The organism is Shewanella benthica KT99 (assembly GCF_000172075.1).
Classification (GTDB): domain Bacteria; phylum Pseudomonadota; class Gammaproteobacteria; order Enterobacterales; family Shewanellaceae; genus Shewanella; species Shewanella benthica_A.
Map to the genome: position 1 here is coordinate 1 of NZ_ABIC01000059.1, position 17,077 is coordinate 17,077.

Here is a 17,077-nt window from a genome sequence, read left to right on the forward strand (position 1 = left end):
ACAAGGTAACGCAATACGGTGCCAATGCCTTAGCGGGTCTGATATACCTTAAGAGTAATGATCCAACGGATGTGTTTGAGCATGGGGCCGAAGTGTCAGTGGGTGATGATAACCTGACGACTTTCAGCGGTTTTAGCTCTGGACCATTAACCGATTCGGGTAAACTCCTCTATCGGGTATCTCTACAGCAGCATCAACAAAATGGCTATCAGGATAATCTCTATCTTGGCCGCGATGATACCAACGCCCGTGATGAGTTTTCTGGCCGAGCTAAATTGCGCTGGTATGCCAGCGACGATTTGCAAGTCGATCTGACCTTACTCTACGCGGATTTCGATAATGGCTATGATGTGTGGACCTTAGATAACAATGGCGAAAATACCCTAACTGATGCACCAGGCGTGGATAAGCAGCGCACCACAGGTAGCTCGCTTAAGTTTACCTATTCAGGTGCCGAGCAGTTCGAACTCGTCTCTTTAACATCATATGCCCATTCTGATACTCACCATAATTATGATGGCGATTGGGCAAACCCAGATTACTGGGGTGGACTCGATTGTGGCGGTGAGCCTTGCCAATACGATTATACTTGGGACAAGCAGGGTGAGCGTAATACCATTAGCCAAGAGTTTAGATTCAGCTCAACTGAAGCTGGACGTATCTTCTGGGGTAGCACAGATTGGTTACTGGGCGTTTATGGTATGCGTTTAACTGAAGACAACGACACAGTTGAAAATTATAACGGTTGGCTAGACACGCTTGCTGCCGAATATGAAGCGAATAATACTGCCGTATTTGGCCAATTAGATTCAGATCTCGGTGCGGGTTACGCCTTGTCCTTCGGCCTGAGAGTCGAACGTCGAGACAGTGATTACAGCGACAGTGCCGGTGATGAATTTAGTCCAGGTGAAACCATGTGGGGCGGACATATTGCCCTGAGTAAGACGTTAAACAGCAGTCATGAAACCTATGCGCGCATAGCTCGAGGTTATAAGGCGGGTGGGTTCAATATGTCATTGCCAGCTGAGCTGTCAGACAAGAAAGAGTATGATACCGAAACCTTATATAACTATGAGATAGGGCTTAAATCACGCTGGCTCGATGGTGCTGCCAGTACGAATTTCTCTCTATTCTTCATGGATAGACGCAACCAGCAGGTTTCGGCATCCCAACAAAATCCTGAAGAACCACAGAAGTTTATCCTGTATACGGAGAACGCAGGTAGCTCACACAACTATGGCGCCGAGCTAGAAGGGAATTGGTATGCGACAGATAATCTTAAGCTGTATGCCAGTCTTGGTTGGCTTGAGACTGCTTATGGCGATTATGCTTATCATGATAAGTACGGTGGAACAGTGGATCTGACGGGGCGCGAGCTGGCCCATTCACCTAATTTCACTTACAGTGCCGGAGCCACCTATCGTACCGATTCAGGTTGGTTCGCGAACCTGACCACCAGTGGCAAGAGTGAGTTTTACTACTCAGACAGTAACGAATCAAAGTCTGAGGCCTATACCATCTTCAATGCCCGTGTCGGCTATGAGACAGATGTCTGGTCTGCGTACCTGTGGGGGCGCAACTTGTTCGATGAGCAATACGGCACTCGCGGCTTCTACTTCGGTAATGAGCCAGATCAAGGCTGGGCAGACAAGCAATACATACGTTACGGTGATCCACGCCAGTTAGGATTGACTGTTAACGTCAAGTTCATGTAATTCACTCCCTAGGGGATTAAATTGCGACCGCTAGCGGCTGAAAGCATAGCTAGAGCAAGCAGACATGTGTTTTTATTTAATTGTGGTGGCACCTCTTAACTGAGTGCCACCTGAGGTCGAGAAATGAAATTAACCGCCGAGATAAGTTGTTACCCCCTGCAAGATAACTACCTGGATCCTATCCAATGGTTTATCGACCGTCTGGATAGCTATGACAATATTGAACGTAAGACCAATGCCATGGCCACTCAGGTGTGTGGCGAGTATGGCGACGTGATGGCTATGCTGGCGACTGAGATGCAGGCTGCCCATGAAAAGTGGGGCAAGGCTGTGTTCGTGTGTAAGTTTATTGGTGGTGAGCTGGATTTGTCACACACTCAATAAGTTTATCGCATTACGTTTACATGTTTAGCCTATGCTCGCCAGACTCGTAAGAGTCTGGCGAGACTCTGTTTTACGTTAGCAAAGTCTTATTTCGGGAAAAAGTGATGATAGATTTTTGGTCCGCGCTCATGAGCACCATAGATGGTGCATTAATGCAAGCAACGGCATTAACGGCCTGGGAGGGCGTAGCTGTGGTGCTAGCGGCGGCCTACCTGATACTGGCCATGAAGGGCAGTATCTGGTGTTGGTTTGCCGCGTTCGCCAGCACGGCTATCTATACGGCGCTCTTCTGGAAAGTGTCGCTATTGATGGAGTCTGTGCTCAATGTGTACTACATGGCGATGGCGTTCTATGGTTTTCGTCAGTGGTCAAAGGGCAAAGGAGATGATTCTGGCATTGAAGTCATTTCCTGGAGTCTGAGACGTCATATTCTGCTTATACTCACAACCGCTAGCATCTCAGTGGTCGTGGGCTATTTAATGGCCACCTATACCCAAGCTTCCTATGCCTACCTCGATGCCGCGACTACGTGTTTTGCGGTTATGACGACATATTTAGTCGCAAAGAAGGTGCTAGAAAATTGGCTCTACTGGGTAGTGATCGATTTTGTCTCCATCTATCTTTATCTGCAGAAAGGGCTCATGCTAACGTCATTGTTATTTATCTTGTATGTGGCTATGGCTATAGGTGGCTATTTCTTATGGCGCACGGCGATGCGTGATCAACGTATTGCATTGGCTCAATAGATCGAGAACATGACATATATAACATGAGATATAGCATGAGATATTGGATGTGATGAAGCAATCCCAACTATTAATGAGTTTGCCGCAGGATGTAAAGACTGGGCTGCAAGGTGCAGGTTTAGTGCTGTCCTCTTCAGTTTCAGTGTCTGTGTTGGCTGAGGGGTTGAGTAATCAAAATTACTTGATTCGAGATAGACATGTCAGTTGGGTATTACGAGTGAACTCATCGGCCAGTAGTCAAATTTGTGATCGCGATGCCGAGGTGAAAAATTGGAAGATAGCGGCAGAGCAGGGACTGGCACCTGATTTGTATTTTGTCAGTGACGATAAAAAATATTACCTCAGTGAATTTATCGAGCAAGAGCAGGGGCATAGTTGGGGCAAGTTGATCACCGCCAAATCGGCGCACCCCCTTATTGATGAGTCGATATCATGGCCCGGCGCCGAGTCAGCACTATTGCGACTCTTGACTCAGTTAGCCGGACTCGAATGTCCTAAAAACAGTCTCAGCGTATCCAGGCAGTGGTCCATTTATCAGGCTTCTATGTACGATATATGGAGCAAAATTTGCAATGGGCAAGCTCAAGGGGATGAGTGCCGCCAGCACAGAGAGTGGCGGGAGAAGCATCTGCAACTCCTGTCTCTTCGAGACGACATCAGTCAATGGTTAGATGAACTCGATGCCTGCGCACTGGGGGAGCAATACAGCCATAGAGATCTCAACCCGCATAACTTATTGTTTAAACATGGCCGACTTCAATGCATAGATTTCGAATATGCTTGCAGTTCACATCCATTATTCGATCTGGCCGGCGTGCTATCGAGTCACACTCTGTCGACGGCTCAACGGCATTTTTTAATCGACGCCTATCTGGATAATCATCCGAATTTGACCCTCGACGCCAAAGCAGCATTGCCAGCGGCAATTAATATCTATTGGGTGTTTTCTGCTTGCTGGTCCCTGCTGATGGCCGCAGACGCAGAAACCGAGATAGAGGGTGCTGAAATCTTAGATTTACCCAGAGATTCAAGCTCTGAACATGGGTTAAAATATCTGGATTGTTTCAGTCAGTTTTATTCGTTAATTTTACCCTAAGCTCGCAGTCGCTGCCGCAGCATTCACATTGTTTACTCTGAGATTGATATTAAAATGAAATATATTTCCTCTCAATATGGTCTATTCTGACAATAGCATTTGTAAGGAGTAAACATGTTAGTGGTTAAGGCATATCAGAAGTTTTTAAATGTGGTGCAACAGGTATCGGGTATTGCTCCCTTAGCTTTACGTTTGTACTTGGCACCCGTGTTGATGCAAGCGGGATATAATAAGTTATCTCATTTCAGTGATACTGTGGCCTGGTTTGGTAACCCTGATTTGGGGCTTGGTCTACCTATGCCTGAAGTGATGGTGACTATGGCGGCGGGGACCGAGTTTGTCGGTGGTTTCCTGCTGATAATTGGTCTCGGTACTCGATTAATCTCCATACCTTTACTCGCTACCATGTTAGTGGCGGCTTTCTCCGTACATTGGAATAATGGCTGGTTAGCCATAGCCGATGGTGGTTCTTGGTTGGCAAATGATCAGGTACTGGCAGCGGGTGAGAAGCTCAGTGCCGCTAAGGCTATTTTACAGGATCATGGTAATTATGAATGGCTGACGAGCTCAGGTAATTTTGTCATCTTAAATAATGGTATCGAGTTCGCGATAACGTATTCAATCATGTTGCTTGCCTTGATAATGATTGGCGGGGGACGGTATACCAGTGTGGACTACTACCTTCGTAAGGGGGTATCGAAACGTTTTCCTGACCGCAGTTTATAGCCAAGTGAAGTTTCCAGCTCATTGATTCTGTAAATTCCACCACTTTGGTGGGATTTTTATTTGTGCCTTTGTTATTTTTGCCGGTAAATAACAATGATACCATTCCGAGTAAGTATCTGATCATTCAGCGGGAGTTCAAAGCGCTGTAGGCAAGGTCTATATTTGCTCCTGCAATATAGACATTCACCACATCCATGTGGCTTGCGAATGTTTGAAGCTAATAGTTATTCTCGGCAACAGGCTCCTGCGTTGCTCTCGATAATTGCTCCTGCATTATTCTACCTTCACCCGTCCATGGGCTCGTACCTCCTGCATCTGACCTCCATGGAAGGAGGAAATGTCTTATTTTGTATGGAACAAAATAGACCATGCAGTCGTATATCGAAAACATTCAACGTAGCATAAAGGGCTTTGCCCTTTGCTTTAAACATCAGCCGCACTGCGTGAGGCTCTCAGTGTTTCCACTTCTGTGTTACATTGACTTAAAAGGGAATAACCATTTCCTCATCAATGCGCCTTGAATTGAAAAAACTGAGAGTCTCTGAACTGACTAGATACTTATATGGAATGGTATTATACCACTTGAATTATTCAAGCTCATTCACAGAAGGACATACTCTTGGACGCGACTGAATTATTACTGACTCGGCAATCTTGCCCACGCCTTATAGCCCCCGCTCCCGATGAATCTCAACTGAAAGTCATCTTAGATGCTGGTGTGCGTGTACCCGATCATGGGGGATTATCACCTTGGGAATTCATTATCGCTCAGGGTGAAGGACTTAATCGTCTGGGAGACATTTTCTTACAAGCAGCGACTGAGAATGGAGCGGATGAGGCGAAACAGGCGAAGGCTCAGTCTATGCCATTGAGGGCGCCCATGGTGATTATTGTGGTTGCTAAGCCTAAGACTCACGGGAAAGTCCCTGAGATTGAGCAGTTGATCGCGGCAGGATGTTCGACTATGGCGATGCAGCAGGCGGCTTTTGCACTTGGGCTGGGTGGCATTTGGCGAACGGGTGACTTTGCGTTCGATAAGCGAGTGCATCTAAGCTTAGGTTTATCTGATGCCGATCAAATCGTTGGGTTTCTTTATCTGGGCACTCAAGCGGTAAAAGCGCCTTCGAAGCCGAGTAAGAGTGGCAGTGAGTTTGCTCGCTACCTCTAGTGATATCAGTCTAAATCATAGCTCTCAAAGTTATACTATGGATTAAAATACAGCCCATAATCTTAAAGTCATGGGCTGTATTATTTGAGAGCCAATAGCTTATCAAGCTTCAATCAGCTATTCGAGATGGCCTGACCGACATCGAGTTGCTCAAACCAATCGAGAAATTGCCCCACCTGTTCACCTTTGAAAATCCTGCCATGCTGAGGACAGAGAAAATCGATATCGAGTTTACGTACCCGATTTATCCAATCGTTCTTCGCGCTGTTTGATGGCATCCATCTCTGATGGAAAAATTTCATCTTTTTGATATGAGCGTCGAAGTCATCGACAAAAATATCGACATCATGATCTTCTAAGGCCGCGCCGATATCGCCTGACATCAGGACTCGAGCGACGGGGTCATACACATGGAAATTTCCCGAGGCATGCAGGTAGGATAAATTGCACTTCGACTTGATCGAGCAGCAGTCTGCTGCCTACATCCGGAATAGCTTCGTAGCCGATATTGTGCATGCCGAAATGACGAATAAAGCCTTCCCAAAGCCAAGGAGAATAGAGCTTGGCTCCCGGTAAGGTCTGATCCCATAGCCCGAGAGATGAGATAATGTCCGGATCTTGGTGGGAGGCAAACAGATGAGTCAGTTGCTCGAGGGGGATGTGTTTGACAATATTGGCTAGCATGGGAGCAAACAATTCAATTCCGCCGGGATCCATCAAGAGGGCTTTTTTTTCAGTCACTAGCATATATTGATTGGTATCTATGATTTTATCCGGCTTCTCCGGATCCCTGCCAAAGTAGATCCACTGATGAGTGGGGGTTTCAACGATAAGCTGACTCTTCATGTGTAAAAGCTCCCTGTCTTTAACGCGACTGTTTGTTAATGGATATATAAATTGGTCTTTAAAACCTCAGCATTAATCCTTGGTGTTAATTAATAAGATTGAGTAGGTGAAAGAGAATGGTTTAGGCGGCTTTTTGATAAGCTGAAGTATCAAACAGGGCGATGGCATTATCGACCCGTTGACGTATCAGATTCGCGACACTATCGACCCTGTTGGCCACATCATTAAAGGTTGCCTGATTAGCCACATATACCCTGCAGGCTTCGATTCTACAAATAGAGGCAAGAATATTGGCGGTTCTCAGGTTTCTTTTCAGATCATGGAGTTGCTGCTCCATCTGGTTAATCAAGGCTTGGAATGATTTCTGCAATTTGTTGTAGTTGCTCACAGTCTGAGCCACGGCGGAATCCATACTGGCAGAGTATTTAGCATCGACGGCCTTGAGTTTTGCTTTTTCGAAGTGTTTGAGCGCCGCAGCCGCTCTGGCGGTATCCGTAGCCATCTTACTCGCACTATGGGCGAGGATGTTGATGTCGGTCGCGGCCTTCATGGTGTAACAGGCCAAGTCATCGATAAAGCCGGTTAATGCTTTAAATCCTAAGGCCGCATTACCGACTCGAGATGACGCTGCCTGAGCATTGCTCGCGGTAAGGTTAATCTGTTTACAGTAGGCTAAGGTGTGATTTAGCTCAGCGGCGACGACGGCTGCAATCACATAATATTGACTGACTTGAGTGCGCTTCCTTGACATAGTGACGGGCTTCCTCTGCATGACTGAAACAAGTATAGTTGATATAAAGTTTTTCAAAGGAGCTGGGATAAAATTGATTGTTTTAGAAACATCTAGACTCATTCTCAGTGTTAGATAAAGTGGGTATGGCATTCGATTCGACTATGGTCCAAGTTATATAGGTCGATAATAGTGTCATCTTAAATGAGTCATTACTGTATTGATGAAGGAGAGTAGATTGGATAGTACAGAGCTAAGCGAGTGCTTATCGGGCGAATATATGGTGCTTGAACCTTTAACGCTAGAGCATGTTCCTGCTTTATCTCTGGCGGTGGCAGATGGGGAGCTCTGGCAACTCTGGTATACCTCGGTGCCCCACCCAGACGAGATGGCTGTGGAGTTTAGAACCCACTGGCATAATCAGGCTTCCTGAGAAGTGATTACTCGCCTCGGTGCCAAGCAAGATGCTTGATTTACTCTTGACTAGCGGTTTACAATCCATGAACAATAACTTATGTAGCGCTTGATTAACTAAGGCTGTCTGAATATAGTCGAGGTCACGAGTTGCGCCTTAGAGCCGTTTCATTGCAGGTGAAACAGTATAACAAGAAAGGGATCCCCAATGCCGAGTTCAACACCTCGCTTAGTATCGATTAATCATCGACGTATTAGTCAAATTAAACATAGTCTTATTTTCCCTCTTTTATGTCTGGCACCGCTTGCTGTTTCTGCCGCTCCTAGCGAAGCTGAAATTATATTTAGCAATGAAGTGATCGAGTGTGCATCCTATTACCAGATAAGTTCCGCTGCCATCGCTGCTATGAATGCGCCTCAGATGCAGGTAGTCGGTGAACGCTTGCAGAGTTCATCGACTAAGGCCATCTCGATTGCACAAGAGTATCAGGCTAAAGAAGATGTCGCCGATGTGTTATCGAACGTTCAGCAGCAGCAGCTGGCGTCACTGCCGGACAACAAGAGTTTACGAGACTTGATGGGCAAGTATAAGGACAGCTGTAAAAATTTACTTGCAGAACCGCAGCAGCGCTTGGATTATTGGATCATGGCGACCATGTAATGTGGCAGAGCTCAAAATAGTCGTTATTTGCAAAAAAAGAGCCACCGGGCTCTTTTTTTGCAATAAAAATGTGCTCAGATCTGTCTATCTGAATAGTGCCACTTATTAATGACACAGATTAAACGTGAGGACGTCTATGAATTACTATTTTATCGCGGCTGCAATTCTTGGTTTTTTGACCTGTATCGGTCACTTTACCTATGGGGTGAAGCAGTACCTTAATCCTATGCTAGCGGCGTCTTTCGATCCCGTGGCTAAAGCTTTCATGCACTGTGTATTTCATTATGTGTCGGTATTTCTGCTGTTATCGACTCTGGTATTAACTGTCTGCGGTTTAGATCTTGTGTCATATATGCAAGGCATCAGCCTGGTACTCTTCGTCGCCCTTAACTTTGCACTTTTTGCTGTGTGGCAGATCTATTTCGCCTTCTTTAGTGAGATAAACACTCCCTTCAAGCATCTTTTTCAATGGACTCTGTTCTCAAGTATTTCGCTCTTGAGCCTGATGGGGATCTATCTTACCTAAGGGCTCACCATCACTTTGTTCTCAGCAACACTCGAACTCTCATCATTGCAGTGAATTTAATTAACTTTGCAAAGTTAATTAAATTCAATTGCCTGCACACTCGTTTGTCGGGCATTGTATAATCGAAATTATACACAAATACAAATGATGACTGAATTCTAGGGACGGAATATGAGTGTAAATGAGAGAGTACTATGATAAGAGTCAATGGATTAACGAAAGAGTATCAGATGGGGGAATCGTCAGTTTTTGCCCTCAGAGGTGTCGATTTTACCATTAAACAAAATGAATTTGTGGCGATCATGGGGCCATCTGGCTCGGGTAAATCCACCTTGATGAACATCATCGGCTGTCTGGATAAGCCTAGCTCGGGGAGCTACCAACTCAATGAGCAAGAGGTTGCCAGCCTGGATGATGATGCGCTATCCGCGGTGCGAAATAAGGACATAGGTTTCGTGTTTCAGAGTTTTCACTTGTTGCCTAGAATGAGTGCGTTGCAAAACGTGCTGCTACCTCTACGATTTGCCATCCCCCCTAATAACGATACCCGCTATGCCAATGAGCTCTTGATGCGAGTGGGCTTAGGTTCACGTCAAGATCATCGACCCAATCAGCTGTCTGGTGGTCAAAGGCAGAGAGTCGCCATCGCGCGGGCTCTGGTGAACAAACCTGCTATTTTATTGGCCGATGAACCTACGGGGGCACTGGACAGTAAGACATCGGTGGAGATCATGGAGCTATTCACCGAGCTGCATAAGGCGGGTCAAACCATCATCTTAGTGACCCACGAAGAGGAAGTGGCAGCCTATGCCCAGCGGGTGATCCGCATGCGGGATGGCCATATCGTAGAAATAGAGGAGCGCGGTGTCTATGCGGCTTAATTCTCATTTAGCTCCATTGCCAGCAAAACTTGTCTTGCTGGCGATATTTTCTCTACCGGTCAGTATGCTGGTGGCCGCAGAAGCGAATGTCAGTACTGCGCCGAGTGGAATATCTGGTCCAGGTGTTACCCACCTAAGCGAACAGACCTTGTTATTGACCGGGCAGATCTCCTCGGTGCAGTCTCAATCCTTTATGGTACCTAAGGCAGGTGATGCCTGGCGCTATCAAATCCAGTGGATGTTGCCCGAGGGCTCCGTTGCCGAGCCGGGTCAGACTGTGGTGATCTTCGACAAGAGCCAAATTGCCAATCAGATCGAGCAACTTGAGGCGAGTCTGCTGCGGGTCACGGCTCAAGAGCAGAGCCTGAGTATCGATCTTACCGCCAGTGTGCTGCAGGCCAAATTCGATGTTAAACAGCAACAATCTGAACTGGAGAAGAGTCGGCTCGATGCCGATGTACCAGCGGATTATATTGCGGCTAAAGATTACGCCGAGAATCAATTTAACTTGATGCAGGCAGGCAGCGAGTTATCAAAGGCCGAGCAGGCGCTCAAAGAAGTATTGGATAAACAAGCCGCCAGTAAGGCGCAATTAGCCATAGATCGACGCCGTGCGCAATTAGAGCTAGCGCAAGCATTAAACGGATTAGAGCAACTCGAACTAAAGGCCAAGATAAAAGGCCCTGTGCTCTATGGTAGCGATCCCAGGAGTAATAAGAAATTTGCCGTCGGTGATACCGTACAGATTGGCCGGCAAATAGCCACAGTGCCAGCGATGGAAGAGCTAGAGGTTGTCGCCTGGGTCAATGAGGTGGATGTCGACAAATTAGCCGAGGGGAGCCCAGTGACACTCAGACTGGATTCCCAGTTGTCGAAGCCGTTTACTGGCAGTATTAAAGGTATCAGTCGCCAGGCGCAGAAACAACCAGCCTGGGGTCAGAGTAATTGGTTCAAGGTTGAGGTGAGTTTTGAGGCCGATGAAGACATTAAGATCGTTCCCGGCATGAGTGTTTTAGTCAGTACCGGAGCCGAATCATGAGTAAGATATTGCACCTCTCACACCTCTCACACCTATCGTATCTCTTGCGGCCTTCGAGCTTAATTCTGTCGCTTTCCTTGCTAACGGCATGTACCGGGGCACCTGTGACTTCGGTGGAGCTAGGAGTGTTAAGGCAGAGTATCGAGGCTAGCGGAGAGCTGGTATCCGCCGATACCGTTTCTATGATGCCGCCTTCGATCCGTAGGGTGTGGCAATATCAGGTTAAGCAGCTCGCACCGGAAGGCTCCCTGGTTCAAAAAGGGGACATGGTCGCTCAACTCGATACTTCTGAATTGACTCAACGTCTATCGGTCAAGACGGCCAAGCTGGAAGCGACCCTGCAGGATATCGAAACGTCGAAACTGCGCAATGCCAAACAGTTGGAAGAGCTGAGGCTAGATCTCGCCGAGGCGAAGATGAGTTTCGACAAAGCGGTGCGTAAATTTAACCTGTCTGATGACACTGTCGCGGCGATCGATAGAATTAAGTATGAGAAGGATGCCGTCATCGCCAAGGATAAGGTTCAACTCACCAAGCAAAAAATAGATCTTGAAAATCAGAGTGCCAAACAAAGAGAAGCCATGTTAGAGGGAGACCTACAAAAGTTTTCCTCCGAAGTTACAGCGCTTAAAAAGGGCATTAAATCTCTGACGTTAATCGCTCCCCGTGAAGGAATGGTGGTGTACGGTAATGATTCTCAAGGCAATAAGATTAAGGAAGGCCAGTCTGTTTTTATGGGGGATGCGGTACTCAGTATACCGAATCTGAATCATATGCAGGTGAACATGACCATACCTGAGATCGAAGCGAGTCGGGTTAAACTGGGTCAGAAACTCAAAATAAGGCTGGATGCTAATCCGGATAAAGTCTTTTACGGGGAAATTATTGAACTCGGGGCCGTGTTTCGTCATAAAAATCAGGATGTGCCTCTGGTGGTATTCGATGCGGTGGCCAGCATAGATGAAGTGGATACTGACTTGATGAGACCCGGTATGACAGCAAAAATCTCCATCGATATCGCCAATGAGAAGCAGGAACTCCTGTTGTCACTCGACGCCATTCATTACGAGTCCGGTCAGGCTTATGTACTATTACCTGGCTTGTTTGGCGAGTCTAAGCAAGCAGTCACCATAGGCACCATAGGCAAAGAGCTGGTATCAATAAACAGCGGACTCGATGTGGGTCAGGAGGTATTACTGCCATGATGTTTAGTTTAAGAAACAGCTTACTGGCCTTCAGCTTGGTATGGATTGCGGGCTGTAGTCAACAAGCCAGCGACGGTGTACTCACCATGGATGTGAGCCGAGCCGACTTTAAGGTCGACATTCCGGCCACTGGAGAGCTAGAAGCCAGCCAGTCAACCTCAGTGAACGTGCCGACAGGATTACGTGGCCCACAGTCTTTAGCCTGGATCTTGGATAACTTCAGCCGGGTCAAAGCGGGGGATGTCGTCGCCAGAATGGATCCTACCCGTGAAAATTATCGCCTCAAGATGGAGCAGTTCGATTTTGATAAGTTGACGTTCGATAGTCAGATGCAGACAGAGAAGGACAAGACGATCAGTCAGACACTCTCAGCCGGTACCCGAGTGACTCGCGAAGAAAAAGAATTAGCCGAACGTTTCTTCAGTGAAGATGAGCGCGTCTATACCAAGATAGAGATTATCGATCAGATGCGTAACCAAGATTATCTTGTCGCTAAGATGCATTATTTCGATTGGGGGTTAGATCAGCATGGTGACCAGGCCGCTGCCGAGCAGGAGTTGATAAAGCTTAGGCAGAAAGGTCACTCGGCCAAGATAAACCGTTATGAGAATAACCTCAATCAGATGGAGATCATCGCCCCTCATGATGGCTTGTTTGTCTATCAGGCGGGATGGGATGGCTCGTTTCCCGTGGTGGGTGACATGATGTGGTCAGGTTTTTCCATCGGCCTCTTGCCCGATACCTCTGTGATGCAGGCGAAGTTATTTGTGCTGGAATCTGAGGCGGCGGGTCTCGCCATAGGAAAGATGGCGACCGTCTATCTGGATGCTTATCCGGATAAACCATTTACCGGCAAGGTGACCCAAGTCGATGCCTTGGCTAAACCTAAAGAGAAGGACAGTCCGGTAAACTATTTCCAATTTACCATCAGTCTGGATAAAACCTTAGTGGCGATCATGCAGCCGGGCAGGCAAGTAAAGGCCCAGGTGCATCTGTTTAATCTGCAAGATGTGCTGACTGTGCCTAATCAGGCTCTGTTTCAGAAAGAGGGCCAATATTGGGTCTACCTTAAGACCCGTGCTGGTTTCATTAAACAGGCGGTGACGCCTGGGCGTCGTAGCCTGAATCGAACCGTGATCACCGAGGGGCTGAACCAAGGCGATGTGATCGCGCTTATGACGCCGCCGAAGAGGAGCCGAGTATGAGCTTAGTTACAGTGATCGCCGATGGGCTGAACCAAGGCGATGTGATCGCGCTTATGACGCCGCCGAAGAGGAGCCGAGTATGAGCTTAGTTACAGTGATCGCCGATGGGCTGAACCAAGGTGATGTGATTGCGATTATGACGCCTCCAAAAAGGAGCCGAGTATGAGCTTAGTCAATGAGAGTAAGATTTATATCGAAGGGATTAAGCAAGCCTTCGATGAGATGCGCCACCACAAGTTGCGCACGGCTCTGACCCTGTTGGGGATGATATTTGGTGTCGGCGCCGTGATAGCCATGTTGAGTGTGGGTGAGGGTGCGGAGCGAGAAGCGCTGAAGATGATCGAGTCCATGGGGGTCCGAAACCTGGTGATTAACGCCAGAAAATCGGATGGTGAAGCGCTCAAATCGATTCGAGAGCACAGCATAGGTTTGAGTCTCAGAGATGTGGAGAGTGCCCAAGATACCTTACCCTTCGTGGAAAACTGGAGCGCCGAGAAGCGGGTAAAAATCTTCAGCTTATTTAGCCTCGAAGGCCGTAGTGATGCCCAAGTTAAAGGGGTGACGCCCAGTTATTTTGACTTGAGTGCCCTGAAAATGAGCGAGGGAGCCGCCTTCGATGCTAAAGATGAGGCCCATTATCGACAAGTTGCCGTATTAGGTCCGGAAGCTGCCAGAAGCCTATTTCCACAGGGAAAGGCTATCGGCAGCGTGATCAAGATAAATCATCAGTGGTTCACCGTGGTCGGTGTGTTGACCGATGCCCAGAACGGTAAGTCAAAAATTCAGGGCGTCAAACTGGGTGGAGAGCGCAATGAGGTATTTATTCCTCTGGCCACGGCGCTGAAAAAGATGAATTTTAAGAGTCTGGAAGATGAGCTCGATGCCTTTAAGGTGTCACTTGCCGAAGGGGTCGAGCCTTCATTGGCAGCCAAGAGCCTGAGGCATCTGCTCAAGCGTCGTCATGGCGGCGAGAAAGATTATGACATAGTGGTACCGGCGGACTTGCTGGCCCAACATCAGCAGACGCAACAGATATTCAATATCGTTATGGCTTGTGTGGCGGGGATCTCTTTGCTGGTGGGCGGCATAGGCATCATGAACATCATGTTGGCCACCATCATGGAGCGTACCGCAGAGATCGGCTTGCTCAGGGCATTAGGGGCCAGGCGTAAGGATATTGCCCGCCAGTTTCTTATCGAGAGTATCGTTATCTCGGCCACGGGCGGCGTCATAGGCATAGGTGTGGGCCTGTTGTTGGCGTTCGTGATCTCTTCCGCCGCAGGTTGGCCGGTGGCCTGGTCTCCCTTCGCCATCGTGTTAGCGCTGGGAGTGTGTATGACTATCGGTGTGGGTTTTGGCCTCTACCCGGCCAAGAAGGCGGCTAAACTGGATCCGATTGTCGCCCTGCAAAGAGATTAGCCTCAGTTGTGATTAAAAAAGCTTCAGCAAGAGCGGTTAAGCCGTGTTTTATAGGGAAATGGCTCGGTTTTCATGTATGCTGACGCTCCATTTTTCTGTCTGCGCCGCCAAACTGCAGACCAAGAGCATCGGCTCGCCGACATAGAAGTCAGATATGTTTTACAACCAAGATTTAGCCCTGCGTTTCCCGAAAGGTAAGTTTGCCATGTGGAGCGTCTATAGCTTCACCGGCGCTTCCATCTTAGCCTCCATCATATTTTCCTTATTGCTGTTTCTGTCCATCGATGATGACCCTATTATGCAGTTACTATTTGGCGGCCTGGCGGTGATTTTTGAACTGGGTAAATTTTTTGCCTGGTATGAGGTGGGTGAGCGACATGCGCGACGTAACTATCCGGGCATGTTATCTGCGTTGGGTTTCTATCTGGTGCTGGCCGCTATCTCTATCGGTGGCTCAGTGGGCGGTATTAACAGTGCCACTAATAAGGCACAGGAACATGTGAATGTGCAGCAGAGCAAGGTGAACGCTTACAATATGCAGATCCAGGCTATCGATGCACAGATTAAGCTTAATAATGTCGCCGCCGAGAAATACATTCAGATGGAGCTTATAGCCACAGGTGTGAGCCGCATTCAGAAAGAGAACAATAAGCTGAGACACGAGCAACAAGCCCTGGCGATGGAACGTGATAACTTACCTGTGGTCAGTCAGGGTTCTGTCATTGGCTTGATCGACAGTTTAGCCAGCTTCTTGAATATTCAGGCTAGCACGGCTCAACTCGGCCTGGTGGTCTTTCTCTCGGTTCTGCTAGATTTCTTCGCCGCCTTCTTCGTCGGCCTTATCGGTGAGGAGAATCGTTTCCGCCATCAGTTCCACAACATGAAGCCGCTGACCATAGAGGGATTTAGCCCGGCAGAGAGTAAATCACCCGAGTTACTGTCTCATTTTGACGATACTGACACAGTGAATGAAGCCGAGAAAACGCCCTATGAACAGGTGCTGCTGGCATTAAGTCTGAATCGGGTTAATTGCAGTAAACGGGCGGTGAGTAAGTACTTAAATTTCTCCACCGATGAGGTGGATAAGATTTTCAAGAGGCTGTTTGATGAGGGCATAGTCAGCAAGAAAGCCAATAACCATTTTCAGTGGCATGGGGTCGCCAAGGCCGACCCTGAATAAGGCTAGCCTGCTCGGTAAACACCGAGTCTAGGGCAAACATAAGGGCTATTGTTGAGAGAGTGACTCATCAATAGCCCTTTTTATTTGTTGCCAGTTTATGCTGCTGGCTAGTTTGCCAGCACAATTAACCTGAACGAGTTAGGCTTCAACCAATTCTGCTTCAATGATGTTATCGGCATAGCTTTGGTAGGCAGCTTGAAAGTCTCTGGCCATGGCATCGGGGAAGAGATGATAGGGAGGTCACTATTCCTTCGGCCACCACACTGGTGGGCTCGGCTACTTCTGTCATACCACCTTGCGCCGCCATATCGGTATTGATAGGACCGGGGTGGACACTCAATACTGAAATTCCTTTCGGCGCAAAAACAACCAAGACACCGAAACGTAAGCATTCACCAGAGGGGGATTGACTAAGCTGAGGTTAGTCCAAATACGTCTGGGTAGTCGCATTTACCCACCACGCCCGCAATGATAGTGCTGATCACTGTTATCGGGGATAACTTGCGCTTCTTGCACGTTTCAACGACTGAGAGGATCCGAGATCGAAACTTCTCACCCCTATCTGAACTGGTGCCATAGCAGATCTTGCGCATGATCACGCTGCCACGCAAACAACGCTCGGCTTCGTTATTGGTCAAAGGTGTCCCTGGGTGATTGAGAAAAACCCATAAACCTTGCTCATATTTGAGAATATGCCGGCATCGGCCTGAGTAGCGTGAAGCGGGCACATTTTCCCCGCACTCAAGCCAGCGCTTAATATTGCGCCTTAGTCGTTGCATTCGCCGACGCCACATTATTTCGTCAACGTCACCGGCTTCATATCTATGTTGAGTGCGAAATACGGACTTGAATAGCAATACCAGTCGATTGCCGATACTCGCGGTAAGCCCCTTACCTGAATAATCGGCCATTTGTTGTAAATTACGCTGCACATGGGCAAGGCAAAATTGATGCCGTTCGGGCTCAATCCAGTTGTAGCTGGGACATTGGTCACTCACGACAATCGCTTGGGTATGCTCGCCTAATATCGATTTGGCTGCATCCTTATTACGAAAATATTTCACCTGTTGGAATACGGCATCCTCACTCGATAACAACCAGACCCAGCGGGTATGCTCTTCACCATTACGATTGTG

At 47.8% G+C, this 17,077-nt stretch carries 16 protein-coding genes and 3 pseudogenes; 15 read left to right on the forward strand and 4 right to left on the reverse strand.

What is annotated here, in order from left to right; translation table 11 throughout:
• The 6 genes from KT99_RS17975 to KT99_RS18000 form a co-directional block, all read left to right on the forward strand.
• A partial coding sequence (locus KT99_RS17975; RefSeq protein WP_005502952.1) for a TonB-dependent receptor occupies positions 1 to 1,715 on the forward strand: 1,715 nt, incomplete at its 5' end.
• Between the two features lie 123 nt (positions 1,716 to 1,838).
• On the forward strand, positions 1,839 to 2,099 hold the full coding sequence (locus KT99_RS17980) for a hypothetical protein (RefSeq protein WP_005502953.1): 261 nt from the start codon (positions 1,839 to 1,841) through the stop codon (positions 2,097 to 2,099).
• A gap of 104 nt (positions 2,100 to 2,203) precedes the next feature.
• Positions 2,204 to 2,845: a nicotinamide riboside transporter PnuC gene (gene pnuC, locus KT99_RS17985; protein ID WP_005502954.1), complete on the forward strand. Its 642-nt coding sequence runs from the start codon at positions 2,204 to 2,206 to the stop codon at positions 2,843 to 2,845.
• A gap of 73 nt (positions 2,846 to 2,918) precedes the next feature.
• Entirely contained in the window at positions 2,919 to 3,941 is a 1,023-nt protein-coding gene (locus tag KT99_RS17990; RefSeq protein WP_232504327.1) for a phosphotransferase, read from the forward strand.
• A 114-nt stretch (positions 3,942 to 4,055) separates the two neighbouring features.
• Positions 4,056 to 4,667 (forward strand): HvfX family Cu-binding RiPP maturation protein, encoded by a 612-nt coding sequence (locus KT99_RS17995; protein ID WP_005502957.1) that lies wholly within the window; start codon positions 4,056 to 4,058, stop codon positions 4,665 to 4,667.
• 619 nt (positions 4,668 to 5,286) lie between these two features.
• Positions 5,287 to 5,835, forward strand: a complete 549-nt coding sequence (locus KT99_RS18000; RefSeq protein WP_005502959.1) for an NAD(P)H nitroreductase — start codon at positions 5,287 to 5,289, stop codon at positions 5,833 to 5,835.
• A 113-nt stretch (positions 5,836 to 5,948) separates the two neighbouring features.
• Here KT99_RS18000 and KT99_RS18005 read toward each other — a convergent pair.
• Positions 5,949 to 6,681 (reverse strand): annotated as a pseudogene (locus tag KT99_RS18005) (MBL fold metallo-hydrolase).
• 121 nt (positions 6,682 to 6,802) lie between these two features.
• Positions 6,803 to 7,432, reverse strand: coding sequence for a hypothetical protein (locus tag KT99_RS18010; protein WP_005502963.1), 630 nt, complete (start codon positions 7,430 to 7,432; stop codon positions 6,803 to 6,805).
• Between the two features lie 202 nt (positions 7,433 to 7,634).
• Here KT99_RS18010 and KT99_RS18015 point away from each other — a divergent pair.
• From KT99_RS18015 to KT99_RS18055, 9 genes and pseudogenes are all read left to right on the forward strand, one after another.
• Positions 7,635 to 7,841, forward strand: a pseudogene (locus KT99_RS18015) (hypothetical protein); the annotation flags it as partial.
• 192 nt (positions 7,842 to 8,033) lie between these two features.
• Positions 8,034 to 8,486 (forward strand): hypothetical protein, encoded by a 453-nt coding sequence (locus KT99_RS18020; RefSeq protein ID WP_005502965.1) that lies wholly within the window; start codon positions 8,034 to 8,036, stop codon positions 8,484 to 8,486.
• Between the two features lie 136 nt (positions 8,487 to 8,622).
• Positions 8,623 to 9,012, forward strand: a complete 390-nt coding sequence (locus KT99_RS18025) for a hypothetical protein (protein ID WP_005502966.1) — start codon at positions 8,623 to 8,625, stop codon at positions 9,010 to 9,012.
• A gap of 194 nt (positions 9,013 to 9,206) precedes the next feature.
• Complete coding sequence (locus KT99_RS18030) at positions 9,207 to 9,893, forward strand: ABC transporter ATP-binding protein (RefSeq protein ID WP_005502967.1); 687 nt, start codon at positions 9,207 to 9,209, stop codon at positions 9,891 to 9,893.
• Complete coding sequence (locus KT99_RS18035; protein ID WP_005502969.1) at positions 9,883 to 10,932, forward strand: HlyD family secretion protein; 1,050 nt, start codon at positions 9,883 to 9,885, stop codon at positions 10,930 to 10,932. Before KT99_RS18030 ends, KT99_RS18035 begins: the two co-directional genes overlap by 11 nt.
• On the forward strand, positions 10,929 to 12,137 hold the full coding sequence (locus KT99_RS18040) for an efflux RND transporter periplasmic adaptor subunit (RefSeq protein WP_100067697.1): 1,209 nt from the start codon (positions 10,929 to 10,931) through the stop codon (positions 12,135 to 12,137). The genes KT99_RS18035 and KT99_RS18040 overlap by 4 nt, the downstream gene beginning before the upstream one ends.
• Positions 12,137 to 13,342: an efflux RND transporter periplasmic adaptor subunit gene (locus KT99_RS18045; RefSeq protein ID WP_100067699.1), complete on the forward strand. Its 1,206-nt coding sequence runs from the start codon at positions 12,137 to 12,139 to the stop codon at positions 13,340 to 13,342. The genes KT99_RS18040 and KT99_RS18045 overlap by 1 nt, the downstream gene beginning before the upstream one ends.
• Positions 13,343 to 13,504: 162 nt before the next feature.
• Positions 13,505 to 14,761, forward strand: coding sequence for an ABC transporter permease (locus KT99_RS18050; protein WP_005502975.1), 1,257 nt, complete (start codon positions 13,505 to 13,507; stop codon positions 14,759 to 14,761).
• 154 nt (positions 14,762 to 14,915) lie between these two features.
• Positions 14,916 to 15,941, forward strand: a complete 1,026-nt coding sequence (locus KT99_RS18055) for a hypothetical protein (protein ID WP_005502979.1) — start codon at positions 14,916 to 14,918, stop codon at positions 15,939 to 15,941.
• Positions 15,942 to 16,110: 169 nt separating this feature from the next.
• Here the strand turns inward: KT99_RS18055 and KT99_RS21180 are convergent, their stop codons facing one another.
• Both KT99_RS21180 and KT99_RS18060 read right to left on the reverse strand, forming a co-directional pair.
• Entirely contained in the window at positions 16,111 to 16,281 is a 171-nt protein-coding gene (locus KT99_RS21180) for a hypothetical protein (RefSeq protein ID WP_198402035.1), read from the reverse strand.
• A gap of 70 nt (positions 16,282 to 16,351) precedes the next feature.
• Positions 16,352 to 17,077, reverse strand: a pseudogene (locus KT99_RS18060) (IS66-like element ISSbe3 family transposase); the annotation flags it as partial.